This window comes from Pedobacter sp. BS3, from assembly GCF_008274585.1.
In the GTDB taxonomy this organism is placed as follows: Bacteria; Bacteroidota; Bacteroidia; order Sphingobacteriales; family Sphingobacteriaceae; genus Hufsiella_A.
The window spans coordinates 222,898-237,114 of the sequence record NZ_VTRT01000006.1; the positions used below are offsets into that span (position 1 = coordinate 222,898).

General features: G+C 43.1%; 10 protein-coding genes and 1 tRNA gene. 4 read left to right on the forward strand and 7 right to left on the reverse strand.

From position 1 onward, the window contains the following. Positions 1-8: 8 nt before the first annotated feature. The 4 genes from FW774_RS16070 to FW774_RS16085 all read right to left on the reverse strand — a co-directional run bounded on the left by FW774_RS16070 (position 9) and on the right by FW774_RS16085 (position 5,397). Positions 9-1,385: a RagB/SusD family nutrient uptake outer membrane protein gene (locus FW774_RS16070; RefSeq protein ID WP_149349231.1), complete on the reverse strand. Its 1,377-nt coding sequence runs from the start codon at positions 1,383-1,385 to the stop codon at positions 9-11. Positions 1,386-1,399: 14 nt separating this feature from the next. Then, positions 1,400-4,396, reverse strand: coding sequence for a SusC/RagA family TonB-linked outer membrane protein (locus FW774_RS16075; RefSeq protein ID WP_149349232.1), 2,997 nt, complete (start codon positions 4,394-4,396; stop codon positions 1,400-1,402). A gap of 294 nt (positions 4,397-4,690) precedes the next feature. Continuing rightward, positions 4,691-4,761: transfer RNA gene (locus FW774_RS16080), tRNA-Cys, on the reverse strand. A gap of 417 nt (positions 4,762-5,178) precedes the next feature. Next, entirely contained in the window at positions 5,179-5,397 is a 219-nt protein-coding gene (locus FW774_RS16085) for a hypothetical protein (RefSeq protein WP_149349233.1), read from the reverse strand. A gap of 134 nt (positions 5,398-5,531) precedes the next feature. Between FW774_RS16085 and FW774_RS16090 the strand changes: the two genes are divergently transcribed. Beyond that, a complete protein-coding gene (locus FW774_RS16090) occupies positions 5,532-5,729 on the forward strand; it encodes a hypothetical protein (RefSeq protein ID WP_149349234.1) in 198 nt (65 codons plus the stop codon). 44 nt (positions 5,730-5,773) lie between these two features. Here FW774_RS16090 and FW774_RS16095 read toward each other — a convergent pair whose 3' ends face one another. Both FW774_RS16095 and FW774_RS16100 read right to left on the reverse strand, forming a co-directional pair. Then, positions 5,774-6,991, reverse strand: coding sequence for a sterol desaturase family protein (locus tag FW774_RS16095; RefSeq protein WP_149349235.1), 1,218 nt, complete (start codon positions 6,989-6,991; stop codon positions 5,774-5,776). Position 6,992: 1 nt separating this feature from the next. Next, complete coding sequence (locus FW774_RS16100; RefSeq protein WP_149349236.1) at positions 6,993-7,739, reverse strand: alpha/beta fold hydrolase; 747 nt, start codon at positions 7,737-7,739, stop codon at positions 6,993-6,995. A 229-nt stretch (positions 7,740-7,968) separates the two neighbouring features. Between FW774_RS16100 and FW774_RS16105 the strand changes: the two genes are divergently transcribed. Continuing rightward, positions 7,969-8,571, forward strand: coding sequence for a redoxin domain-containing protein (locus tag FW774_RS16105; protein ID WP_149349237.1), 603 nt, complete (start codon positions 7,969-7,971; stop codon positions 8,569-8,571). Between the two features lie 519 nt (positions 8,572-9,090). Here FW774_RS16105 and ettA read toward each other — a convergent pair. Then, entirely contained in the window at positions 9,091-10,770 is a 1,680-nt protein-coding gene (gene ettA / locus FW774_RS16110) for an energy-dependent translational throttle protein EttA (RefSeq protein WP_149349238.1), read from the reverse strand. A 194-nt stretch (positions 10,771-10,964) separates the two neighbouring features. Between ettA and FW774_RS16115 the strand changes: the two genes are divergently transcribed. Together FW774_RS16115 and FW774_RS16120 are read left to right on the forward strand one after the other, a co-directional pair. Beyond that, positions 10,965-13,499, forward strand: coding sequence for an ATP-dependent Clp protease ATP-binding subunit (locus tag FW774_RS16115; RefSeq protein WP_149349239.1), 2,535 nt, complete (start codon positions 10,965-10,967; stop codon positions 13,497-13,499). 8 nt (positions 13,500-13,507) lie between these two features. Beyond that, positions 13,508-13,801 carry a hypothetical protein gene (locus FW774_RS16120; RefSeq protein ID WP_149349240.1) on the forward strand — a complete coding sequence of 98 codons (294 nt, stop codon included), beginning with the start codon at positions 13,508-13,510 and terminating at the stop codon, positions 13,799-13,801. Positions 13,802-14,217: the final 416 nt, after the last annotated feature.

Sequence of the window (14,217 nt, forward strand, 5' to 3'; positions counted from 1 at the left end):
TTTATAGGTTAATAGCCTGGATTTTTCTCTAAATTATTGGGGTCAAGCAGGAGCTGTGTTGCAGGTATGGGGAACAAATATTCATAATCTTCTACCTTGGTATTAGCATCTAAGGCTTCCAAAACAACCTTTGCCCGGCCTGTTCTGGCCAGATCATACCAACGGTGTGCTTCAAAAGCAAATTCATACCTTCTTTCTTCCTCTATGGCCAGCAAAATGTCTTGCTGCGTTACCGCTGCCGATGGCGCAAGCCCTGCTCTATCACGTATCTGGTTAAGATCATACAATGCGCCTGTGGTAGCCGAAAGGTTATTTAGATGCGCCCTGGCTTCGGCACGTATGAGGTACATTTCGGCTATCCTGAAAATGTAAGCCGGATCTGAAGCATCTTTACGGTAGTATAAATTACCGTACCAATTAACAATGCCGCTTTGTGTAACGCTGCCTATTAATGCGCTACGTCCACCACCTATGGCAGGATCGTTCAGTAATTGTATAAACCTGTCATTTGGCGCATACCGGTATTGACCTCCGTTGGTAGAGTGCGCCATTTGTATGCGGGTTGCATTGGGGTTAATAGCGCTAAACTCTAACTCAAATATTGATTCCCGGGTGGCTTTGGCATCGTTCTGAAACCAGGCGCCATAAGGTTTGATCAGGGTGTAATCTGCGGTTTTTTCAATTAGCTTGGTGGCATATTCTTCGGCCAAAGCCCATTCTTTTTTGTAAAGGTGCAACCTTGCCCGTAAGGCCCAAACTGTGCGCCTGGTAGCCCTGATCCTATTCACCACATCAGGCAGCAGGGTTTCTGCGTCTTCCAGGTCTTTTAATACCTGCGCATAGGTTTGCTCTAAGGTGCTTCTTTTTACTTGTGGCGTATTTTGGAGCGAGGTAGTAGGTTCAAGAATTAGCTGTACTCCACCCCAGGCACGTGCCAGGTCAAAATAGGCTAAGGCCCTTAAAAATTTTGCTTCGCCTACATATTGGTTCTTCAATTCGGTAGTTAGCAATGGATCATTTACAGAAGGCACCTTCGCTATCACATGGTTTGCCCTATTGATAGCGGAATATATGGCCACCCATGTGGTATTGAAAAGCACGTCATCTGCCCGGAAGTTTACATTTATAAAGTTGGCCGAGCCGCCCGTTGTAAGGTTTTTTATATCGCCACTGGGGAAATAACCAAAAGTAACGTAGTTTTCGCCATAATAGCCCTGGCTCCCAAATTGTCGGTAAACTGCCCTAAGGGCTGTTTCGGCAGAAACTTTATCAACAATGGTGGTTTCGTCTGAAACCGCGTTTACAGGCTCTGTTGTTAAAAATTTCTCGCAGCCGGTAAAAGTGAACATGCTGATGGAGAAGAGGATATATCGTAATATTTTCATGACAGCTAAATAATTTATAGTGTAACATTTAGGCCCAACTGCACAGTGCGGGGCTGTGGCGGGGTATCGTAATCGTAACCTTGTATGTTTTGTGTACCTAAATTCGACTCCGGATCGGCGCCGGTGTACTTAGTGAATAGCAACAGGTTATTACCGGTTACGTACAAGCGGACTTTGTTGATTTTTGCACGTTGTGTTAACGGCTTGGGCAGGGTGTAACCAAACGTTAGCGAACGCAAACGCAAAAATGACGCGTCCTCAAAAAAACGGCTGTTTTCCTGCCGGGAGTAGTTGGCTGCCGTAAGCCTTGGGGTTTCAGTAATTTGCCCCGGCGTGGTCCACCTGTTTAACTGGCTGGCCAGCAACACACGTCCGGCATCGAGCGTACCGCCGGTTTCGCCCAGCATACGGTTGTGGTTCCAGATATAATTACCATAAGAGAACACAAAAAATGCCGATAAATCAAAACCTTTGTAAGAAAAGCTATTGCTTATACCTCCAAAAAACTTAGGCCATGTACTGCCAAGAATTTGCCTGTCGTCTACAGTAATTTGTCCGTCATGGCTATAATCATCAAAAATGGCATCGCCGGTATTGGGGTCAACCCCCAATTGTTTATATAGCCAATAGGAATACAATGGACTACCTTGCTTTAAACGTATCAGATCCCGCCCGGCAAATGGGAGATCGGCAGGTATTTTTTCGATGGTGTTTTTATTACCGGCAATATTAAAATCTGTTTTCCATGTAAATGACCGGTTGCGGATATTAACCGAACTAATGGATAGCTCATAACCGTTATTGCTGATTTCGCCATAATTGGTCAGGTACGAGGTAAAACCTGTTATACCGGGTGTAGCCACCTGCAAAAGTACATCGCTGGTATATTTACGGTAATAGTTCAGCTCTATGCTTAAACGGTCTTTAAACAAACCAATATCTAATCCCGAGCTAAATTGCGCTGTGCTTTCCCATTTCAAATTAGGGTTGGCTATCTGGAGAGGGCCTGTACCGGGCAACTCGGCGCCTCCTGCCGCATCGGCATAGCCAAAGCCCCCTGTCCATAAACCTCTCGATGCAAAATCGCTTACCCCTCCCTGATTACCGGTTATACCATAGCTAAGCCTTAATTTTAAGTTAGATATTTGTGGTATATTCTTAATGAAATTCTCTTCGCTAATGCGCCATGCACCACCTACTGCCGGGAAATACCCCCACCGGTGGTTTTTCCCGAATTTAGAGGAACCATCGGCCCTGATGATAAACTCGGCATAGTATTTTGAGTTGTAGTTATAATCTACCCGTGAGAAAAAAGAAGCTAATGTGCTATTGTTTTTATATTGTGATGCCGTTTGGGTGGCAGCCGATGAAATTTGGGTGTATGAGTTATTGGGAAAGTTAGTGCCCGTGGCCGAAACGTTTTTGACCTCAACACCCTGCAGGGTATTTCCTAGCAATACCCCAAATGCATGTTTACCTATTTTATCATTATAGGTTAAAGTTTGTTCATTAATAGCTGTTGAAGACTGTGTTATACTTTGTGTTCCTCGCCCTCCATTATTACCTAAAATAGTTCTGGTATCCCAATATTCATTTTCTTCATAATTATCATAATCTACTCCAAACGTAGACCTGAAGTTTAATTTGGGGGTTATTTTATAATCGAGGCTTACATTACCAACATAGTGGTAGCTGTTAGACCACAGGTTTTGTGTGCTGGTGAGCACCCAAATGTTATCAAAGTTTACCCATTTAAGCGGCGTGCCTGCGGCATCAAAAATGGGCAGGTAAGTAGGGATATTTAGTGATGCCTGCAACAGGGTTCCGTTGGCGCCATTGGCTGGTCTTGCCTGGTCGCGGTGGGTTTTGCTAATGCTATTGCTGGTTGAGATACTTATTTTATCGGAAATTTTATGGTCTAAATTGATTTTAATGGCCCCTCGCTCTAAACCCATGGGGCGCCATATTGATTCCTGTCCGGTGTAACCGCCACCGAAATAAAACTTGGTTTTCTCTGAACCTCCTTGCAGTGCCAGGTCATAATTGCGCAGGTTTGCATTACGGAATAAATAGCTCAACCTGTCATAAGTTGGCTGTTCAGACGGCAATCCCCTGCCTGCAACACCGTTAATTATAATGCTTTTATCTCTAAAGGGTTCCGGTTTACCCATATTTCTGTTATACTCGTTTACCAGCATAGCATGCTCCGGCCCAGTAGTTGTTTTCCAGATCCTATCGCTGGGAGCCCAGCCCAGTCCTTCAGAAGCATTAAAATCTATCTTGGTTTGCTGGCCATAATTGCCCCTCTTGGTGGTTACCAGGATTACGCCGTTTGCACCCCTTGAGCCATAAATGGCTACGGCCGAAGCATCTTTCAATATCTCTATACTTTCAATATCGGCCGGATTAATATCGGCCAAAGGCGAAATGCCCCTGTCCTGATCAATATTCTGAAGGCTTGAATTATTTACAAATACGCCATCTATCACATACAAGGGGTCATTAGAAGCATTTATAGAAGTTGCTCCCCTTACCCGGATAAAAACATCGGCCCCCGGAACTCCGGAGTTCGCATTGATCTGCACACCTGCGGCTTTACCCTGCAGCTGAATATCAAAACTGCCTGTTGGAATGGTCTTGGTATCGGTAGGGTCTATTTTGGTTACAGAGCCTACCAGGTTTTTGCGTTCCTGTGTAGCGTAACCTACCACAACAACATCGTTCAGCTGGTTAACAGCCTCCTTTAGCTGGATTGTAATTGGGCTTCCGGTGGCAACTGCTTCCTGCTTTTCATAGCCGATATAGCTAATAACGATAGTAAAGGGCAGCTTTTGTGCAGTATATAAACTAAACTCGCCCCTCGCATTCGTAGAAGTGCCATTTGTAATACCTTTGATCTGAACCGAAACGCCAATAAGCGGCTCATGGGTTGTAGCATCAATAACTTTACCTTTTAATACGGAGTTAATTACCGGCTGATTCTGTGCGTTAACGGATATGCAGGAAAACATAAGGACAAATATTCCTGCCAGCTGTACATACCCGGGGTATGACTTTTGAATGAACTGGGAAAAACGTATAAAAGCCCGTCTGGCTTTTTCATTAAATTGCATAACTTAGCATGGGTTTAATTAAACAGATTGAGACAGGTGCCAACGCCAATTGAAAGCCTGTTTCATGAATTTTAATCCCGGGAGCCGCTCCAAGCGGCTCCTTTGTTTTATATAAGCGTTAATTTTAGGTACAGATCATTGTAATATTCTACTCCTTTCTTTATTTCTGGATTTTTAACTTTAATAATTTAGACGCCGTGGGTAGATTCGAACTACCGTAGCAGGTTTTGCAGACCTGATCCTAACCACTCGGACACACGGCTATATGCGGATTAACCTTGTGCAATAGAAAACTAACAACAACAGCCTGGTGAGAAATAAGGCCGGTTGCACGGTTGTTGTTGTGGAACGTTGTTAGCTGAACTCATTTTACAACAGTTGTATTTTATGAGGGCAAATGTAAAACTTTAAATTTTAAAAACAAATAAAATCTATAGATTTTATAGATTATTGTTAAGATGTTTATGGAAATATCACATATACTCCATATTGACATAACTGGTATCAAGATCTGCAATAATGTTAGTGCTATTAGTTTCACCTTGGTTACCCCGAAACGGGAAGGCATATTGGACTCACAACAAATAGCCGTTTTGCCTTTTTTATTCCAATTAGTTCAGTAAGCGCCCCATAAATGGAACCTTAACATAATTTTCAGATCAAAAGGTTTGGGCTGGCACTTAGTCCACGTATCGCCAGCCAATAATATATCCCGATTGATCAGAACAGGTACCATCTTCATTAAGGTAGACCCAAAACAGGCGGGCTATCCAGTAAACGTAACACCCCGTACGGCCAATAGTGCTTTTTTCAATAATAGATATGTAGCGATCACCTTCAAAATCAATGAGATAAACGCATCTTCTTCCGGTAAGTAAACTGATAAATCGTTGTAGCATCTGTCTGAAAAATTTGCAGTAAGTGCTGGCAAATATAAATTGATTTCAATAATATATAAAATATATAGATTATATATAATTAATATATTATATTGTAAAGTTCTGATTATCAATAACTAAAAATCATTAAAAATATGTCTGTAGATTTTGTAACTAAAAGAGAAATACACACCGTACTGGTTTCCCACATACTAAGGCAAGCCTGGCGTATATCCGGCTATATCATTTTTTGTATAGGGGACGCATTATCGAATCCGGCTCCTACGGAAGATGTATTGCTGAATCCAAAGGAAGAGCTTACCCGCGAATATGTAAAGGGATATATCTCCTGATATGCCCAGGGATCTATCGTATTAATCCGGCATCGATTACTTTATTAGTTATCAGGATCATACAATAACCGGATATACCATCGTTGGGCAGGCGTAGTGGCGTCAAGTACAAAAAGCAGCAGCAATGCTGTAATTAAAAGGCTATAAGTATCCCACAAAATGCTTAAATAACCGGCAACGATGAGCAGGCGTGCAAATTCCAGGTAGTAGATCCACCGGCGTTGTTCCAGCAGTGCTCCGCAATTTATTAAGGTAATGATAATAAATAAAGCGCCAAATACTTTGTCTGGGATGCTTAGGTAGTTGTAAACTAAGGTGAAAATGAAAAGCAAAGTAACACAAACACCGATCTGGATATTGAGATAAACCCTGAACTTCTGGCTGGTTTGATCTTTACGTTTATAGGGGAGATATTTTTTTTCAAGCTCAGGGCGGATATCCTGATCCATATCTTCCGGCCGGCCGAAAATTATTCTGAGTTTGCCGGCAAGGCCATTTACCCGGGTACAGGCTTCGGCAATTTCAAGAAAATAATGAAAATGCTGCCACATAAAGCTATAGCTGTTCAGCGGATGGGTCAACCCGTACTTAGGTTCCTCTTCTTCTTTGGCATAAGTGCCAAACAATTTGTCCCAGAATACAAAAAGATCGCCATAATTCTTGTTCAGGTAATGCTCATTAGAGGCATGATGCACCCGGTGCAGCGAAGGCGTAATGAAAATATATTCCAGCCAGCCCAACTTACCGATCAGTTGTGTGTGGGTAAAGAAAGAATATGCCCCATGAATAAGAAGTATGGTAATAACCAACGCAGGATGGAATCCGATAAAGGGTAGAATACACCAGAACAGGTTGCGTATAAGCGCCTGGAACGTGGTAATGCGGGCAGAGACCGTATAGTTAAATTCATCGCTTTGATGATGAACAATATGAGCGCCCCACAAGATATTAATTTCGTGTCCCAAACGATGATACCAATACCAAACCAGGTCTGTAGCTAACAATAGCGCTATCCATACAGGCCAGGTGTTGGAAATGTTAAACAAGGCGAAATGGGTGTACACATAGTAGAATAGTCGGTAAAAGCTTGCAGAGATGAACAGGTTCAGTAAACGTTCTGCCAGTCCGATACTGATATTAGCCACAGAGCTATCGTATTTAAAAATGTGTTTCTTTCCTTTCTGCTGTGCTGCAATAAATTCAAGAATAACAAACAGGAAGAAGGCCGGGATGCCAAATGCAAGATAATTAAGCTCGTTCATGTTATTCCTCCAGAAATTCTTTCAGATATTGGTTAAACAATGCGGGTTGTTCCATCATGGGCACGTGGCCGCATTTATCGATGAACCGCAGGCGGGCATCGGGTAACAGCTCCTTAAATTTCAGCGCTACTTCGGGAGGTGTGATGTTATCCTGTAAACCCCAGATCAGTAAAACCGGTACTTTAATGCGACCCAGGCAGTTGCTTAGATTTTGCTTCTGGGCAGCCCTGGCCAATGTAATAATTGATAATACATTGCCGGTATCCTGAACGGTATCATACACTTCATTGACCAGTGTTTCGGTTACCACATCTTTCTGGTAAAAGGTATAACTCACTTTTTCGCGGATGTAAGCAAAGTCCTTGACCCGCGGAAAGGTCCGGTTAAATGAATTTTCATACAACCCCGAGCTGCCGGTAAGTACCAGCTTGCTTACTTTATGAGGATATTTTAACGTATATAATAAGGCAATATGACCGCCGATAGAGTTTCCCACCAGCACTACTTTTTTTAGCTTATTATTTTCAATATACCTATCCAGGTAATGGGCCAGGTGATCCAGGCGGCGCTCGGTAAGCGAAAATTCATATAGCGGTAATTTGGGTATCTGTACCGTATGCCCGGATGAAAATTCATCGCTAACCTGCTGCCAGTTACTCAGGTTTCCAAACAGGTCATGTAATAAAACAAGATGCTGTCTGTCAGTTTGTTGTGGAGGTGCGGTTACACTGCTCTGTATATTAATCATGGTATTTAACAGTTATTGATGCGGACAAATATAGAAAAAAATAAAAAAATAATATTTACTCTATAGTTTTTATAGATTATTTATATATTTGTGGCATGATTAACAAGAAGCATATAAGCGAACGCGGCTTTTACAAAGTAATGTATGGATTATACCGGTGTTGATTGTTTAGGATTTAGAAGTAAAAGGACGATCAAAATTTAGTTATAATAATTAAAGAAAATACAACATGTTATCATTCATTCATAAATTCACAGATTATATTTTTTCTGATATTACAGACACCCGCATTTACGAAGAAGTAAAAAGAATAGAGCCGGTACGTGCGGGCGAGTTTATTCCCGACTTTAATTTACAACGCGAAAAAGGAAAATGGGAGGCAACGCAGTTTCGCAGCCATAATGGTTTTATTACCCTGAAGAATTTGCTGAACAAACCGCTGGTAGTGGTATTCTATTCGGCTTATTGGAATAAATATGGTAATGAGCTTTTGAAAACTATCAGCTCTTTACAGGATAATATTAAACTTTTTGGCGGTAACCTCTTAATTGTAAGCGCTGAAAATATAAAATATACCGACCGGTTTAACGGTCTGAATGTATATTATGACGAGAATAATGCCTTGGCCGGAAAATTCGGTCTTTATACAGAGGATGATCCTATCTGGAATCGTTTTTCAGGTATTGATGTAAATATTCCGTTGTTATCGGTGTATGTTATCGCACCATCGCGGCAGGTAGTATATGATTATGTAGAAGGTGCGTCCGATGATTTTTCATCAACTGATCTGCTGACAGCGGTGCACGGAGCCAGCTTGTACAATAGATCATAAACGATATGAGAGTGTTTTAAAGCCAATTATGGTCATCCTGAGCTTGTCGAAGGATTGGTTCCATTATGACTACAGACGTTTCTCGGGGATTTGGAGTTGCGTGACTGTTGATTAATGGTTTTGTTGATACACCTCAATGACATTACTTAAAAATTCCTTCTCATCAAAGCAGTCATGTGCTTTTTCAGGTTTATAATTGGTTAGTTTGAAAAGAGCCCGCCCACCGGGCTCTTTCTAATTTATTAACCTGCGTCTGGCTTAAGCTCCAGCCGGGCAATTGAGTGATTAGATCAACTTAAGCCATATAATGATGGAAACAGTTTTAAAACTTTTTATTGCGTTTACGGCGTTACAAACGCCGGGTATTTATGCACTCGTTTTGCAAACGAGCGCAAGCTGGAAGCCCACCCCGGCCCTCCCAAAGGGAGGGAGTTGAATTATGCCAACTTTTACTTTTCACTTTCGGTCTTTCCTGACTATCCGCTATGAACCATGAACTATAAGCCGCATGCCAGCCTTTTACACTAACTTCTTATACCGTATCCTGTGCGGCGTAATATCGCCTACACGTTTCTTATGATTTTCTTCGTATTCAGAATAATTGCCTTCGAAGAAGTAAACCTGTGAATCGCCTTCAAAGGCAAGAATATGTGTACAGATGCGGTCGAGAAACCAACGGTCGTGGGAAATGATAACGGCGCAACCGCCAAAATTCTCCAAACCTTCTTCCAGGGCCCGCAGTGTATTCACGTCAATATCATTGGTCGGCTCATCCAGCAGCAACACGTTAGAGCTTTTCTTTAAGGTGATGGCAAGGTGCACACGGTTACGTTCTCCGCCCGATAAAACACCAACCTTTTTCTGCTGATCAGCGCCATTAAAATTAAACTTAGAAACATAAGCCCGCGAATTTACCGGCCGGTTTCCCAGCAGGATATTTTCCTGGCCGCCGGTAATATTTTCCCAAACAGACTTTTCAGGATCCAGATCATCATGCAGCTGATCCACGTAACCCAATGCAACGGTTTCGCCTACGCGGAAACTACCGGCATCCGGTTTTTCCTGTCCGGTAATTAAACGGAACAAGGTAGTTTTACCCGCACCATTAGGGCCAATAATACCTACAATTCCGGCGGGAGGTAAGGAGAAGCTCAAGTTTTCAAACAGCACCTTATCGCCATAAGCCTTGGTGACGTTTTGGGCTTCGATCACAATATTGCCCAGCCTTGGCCCCGGTGGAATGAATAATTCCAGTTTTTCTTCGCGTTCACGGGTTTCTTCCGAAGCCAGTTTCTCGTAGTTGGACAAACGTGCCTTTGATTTGGCATGGCGGGCTTTAGGAGCCATGCGTACCCATTCCAGTTCCCGTTCCAATGTTTTCTGGCGTTTGCTTTCGGTTTTCTCCTCCTGGGCCAAACGTTTTGCTTTTTGGTCTAACCATGATGAGTAGTTGCCTTTCCACGGAATACCTTCGCCACGGTCGAGCTCCAGGATCCATCCGGCAACGTTATCCAGGAAATAGCGGTCGTGGGTTACGGCAATAACGGTTCCTTTATATTGCTTTAAATGCTGTTCCAGCCAGTCAATGCTCTCGGCATCCAGGTGGTTGGTAGGCTCATCCAGTAAAAGCACATCGGGCTCGCTCAAAAGCAAACGACACAATGCCACCCGCCGGCGTTCGCCTCCTGACAAAGTGGCAATCTTTGTATCGGCATCCGGGCAACGTAAGGCATCCATTGCCCGTTCTAAGCGGCTATCCAGTTCCCAGGCATTGGTCGCATCAATTTTATCCTGCAATTCGCCTTGCCTTGCCAGTAATTTGTCCATCTCATCCGGATTCTCATAAACTTCGGGCAGGCCAAATTTTTCGTTTATTTCCTCATATTCTTTCAGAACGGCGGTGATCTCAGAAACGCCCTCCTCAACAACTTCCTTAACGGTTTTTGCCGGGTCAAGTTCAGGCTCCTGGGCCAGATAACCCACCGTATAACCCGGCGAGAATACCACTTCGCCCTGGTATGATTTATCTAAACCGGCTATAATTTTAAGTAAAGAAGATTTACCGGAGCCGTTGAGACCGATAACGCCGATCTTTGCTCCGTAGAAAAAGGAAAGATAGATGTTTTTAAGAACGTGTTTCTGCGGCGGGTAAATTTTGTTTACACCAGCCATAGAGAATATGATTTTTTCGTCTGACATGTTTTCAAAAAAAATAAGGTAACAAATATCGCTATTTTGGTCAATTTGCCGTAAATTTTCTTATCTTCATGGTGGCAAAAGTATTTTCAACCGAAATGGCGTAATTGTTGATAACTTGTTACAAACAACGCTCTTTTTTTGAGGAAACAAATTGATACTTTAGGGCGTTCAAGACGTAGAAGAAAGGTTTATAAATGGAAGCAAAATTTTCACCCCGCGTTAAAGACGTGATCTCATACAGCCGAGAGGAAGCGCTGCGCCTTGGTCATGACTATATTGGCACAGAGCATTTGCTGCTGGGATTGATACGTGAGGGCGATGGCATGGCTATCAAAATTTTAAAAGCATTGGACGTTGACACAGCCAAACTGCGCCGTGCTGTAGAAGATGCCGTAAGAGGAACTTCGGGCACCACAGCCAATCTGGGCAATATTCCATTAACTAAACAGGCAGAAAAAGTTCTTAAAATAACTTATCTGGAAGCTAAAATATTTAAAAGCGATGTAATAGGTACAGAGCACCTGCTGTTATCTATCTTACGGGATGACGATAACATTGCATCGCAGATACTGCTCCAGTTTAATGTGAATTACGATATTTTTAAAGCCGAAGTAGAGCAGAATCGTGACGGTTTCAGGGATGAAGCTACCGGTTCTACAGCCGGCGATGACGATTTCCGTGAAGAAGAATCGTTCAGTCAGCCTAAAAAGGTTTCTGATATCAAATCAAAAACACCGGTGCTGGATAACTTCGGACGCGACTTAACCAAAGCCGCTGAAGAAGGACGCTTAGACCCGATCGTTGGTCGTGAAAAGGAAATAGAACGTGTTTCGCAGATCCTGTCACGCCGTAAAAAGAATAACCCGATATTGATTGGCGAGCCCGGTGTAGGTAAATCGGCTATAGCCGAAGGATTGGCCTTGCGCATTGTACAGCGCAAAGTTTCGCGGGTGCTGTTCAACAAGCGGGTGGTTACGCTGGATCTGGCTTCGCTGGTTGCCGGGACAAAATACCGGGGACAGTTCGAGGAGCGTATGAAAGCCGTAATGAACGAGCTTGAAAAGTCGCCCGATGTGATATTGTTTATCGACGAAATTCACACCATAGTTGGTGCAGGCGGCGCTTCCGGTTCACTGGATGCATCGAATATGTTCAAACCTGCGCTGGCAAGAGGCGAAATTCAATGCATTGGCGCTACAACCTTAGATGAATATCGTCAGTATATTGAAAAAGACGGTGCATTAGATCGCCGTTTCCAGAAGGTGATGGTAGAGCCGGCTACACCGGATGAGACCATTGAAATTCTTAATCGTATCAAAGAAAAATACGAAGAGCACCATGGTGTAACCTATACTGAAGAGGCTATTAACGCCTGTGTCAGCCTTACTGCACGGTATATTACAGACCGGTTTTTACCGGATAAGGCCATCGACGCTTTGGACGAGGCCGGTTCCCGTGTGCACCTGACCAATATTCATGTTCCGCAGAACATTATTGATATTGAGCAGAAGATCGAGGAGATCAAGGTAGAGAAAAACAAGGTTGTTCGTAGCCAGAAGTACGAGGAAGCGGCCAAGCTTCGTGATACCGAAAAGCACCTGCTGGAAGAGCTTGACCGTGCAAAAGCAGAATGGGAGGCCGAAACCAGAACCAGGCGTTATACCGTAACCGAAGATAACGTAGCCGAAGTGGTTTCTATGATGACCGGTATTCCGGTGCAGCGTGTGGGTCAGACCGACAGTCAGAAGCTGCTGGCTATGAACGAAACCATACAAAGCAAGATCATAGGTCAGGACGAAGCGGTGAAAAAGCTTACCAAAGCCATTCAGCGTACACGTGCCGGATTAAAAGATCCCAAAAAGCCAATCGGTTCATTTATTTTCCTCGGCCCGACCGGTGTTGGTAAGACCGAGCTTGCCAAAGAGCTTGCCCGCTTTATGTTCGATAGCGAAGACGCCCTGATACAAATTGATATGAGCGAATACATGGAGAAATTTGCCGTATCAAGACTGGTTGGTGCGCCTCCCGGATACGTAGGTTACGAAGAAGGCGGACAGTTAACTGAAAAAGTGCGTCGTAAACCGTATTCGGTAGTGCTACTGGACGAAATTGAGAAAGCTCACCCGGATGTGTTCAACATCCTGTTGCAGGTGCTTGACGAAGGCCAGTTAACTGATAGTTTAGGACGCAAGGTTGATTTCAGGAATACCATTGTGATCATGACATCCAATATCGGGGCACGGCAGCTAAAAGATTTTGGCCAGGGCGTAGGTTTTACTACATCAGCAAAAGCGTTGCAAGCTGAAACCCATTCACGCAGTGTGATTGAGAACGCCTTAAAACGGGCTTTTGCTCCCGAATTCCTGAACCGTATTGATGACGTGATCGTGTTCAACTCGCTGAGCAAAGAAGATATCTTTAAAATTATCGATATTGAGCTGCAGGCGCTGTTTGGCCGGGTACATGGCTTAGGATACGATGTAGTGCTTACCGATGCTGCCAAAGAATTCATAGCCGACAAAGGTTACGATTCAAACTTTGGCGCACGACCGCTGAAACGAGCCATCCAGAAATACCTGGAAGACCCGATTGCCGAAGAAATATTAAAAGGCGATCTGGCCGAAGGCGACATAATGGAAGTGGATTACAACAAGGAAAAGGATGAGATCCAGATTTCAGGAAAAGCCAAAGGCAAAAAGAAACGTGAAGAGAAAAAAGAGGACAGCTAATTCAGCCTTTGGCTGAATTAGCTGTTATTTTGGATACAGAACTAAACGAGGATATTATGGCGCAGGTAACAGGCATAAGAACGGAATTGCATGCAAACGGAAGTGTTAAGGCGTACATCATTGACGCTAAAAAATATGGTGAGCAGCTAAAACCGTTTTTTGATGAGATTGGCTATACCGGCCAGAATGAAGCGGTGATTGATGAAATTTTAGCTAAACAGACTTTTGTTTCCGTTGAAGAATCAAAGCAACTCACTAAAAGACTACTTCGCGAAAAGTGCAGGAAAGAAGGGTTAATTTAAGTACCGAAGTTGCATATTATCTGTCTGAGTTGGCGTTTGTACTCTTGAAAAGAGGGTATTTCAGTTTTATAGAAAATGCTGAGAAATTTACCGACAAAATTCACGACACCATAGTTCACAAAATTCATACGCTCAAACATTACCCCACAACCGTCGAAAACCAACATTATGGAACGTACTATATTGTGATAAGAATGCACAGGCGGTTTACCTGTCACGCTTATTTTTTCATCAAAGACGATATGTATTTCATTACAAAAATTTCCAGCAATAAACTTCCTGATGCTGAATTTTTAAACCGATTTTAATTTCAGGCTCAAAATATAAAAGCTGTGAATAAAATAAAAAGTGATCTGATTTTATCTGCAACTTTCACCTTTTATTTTACATGGTGAAAGCCTATTTTTGGCTATCAG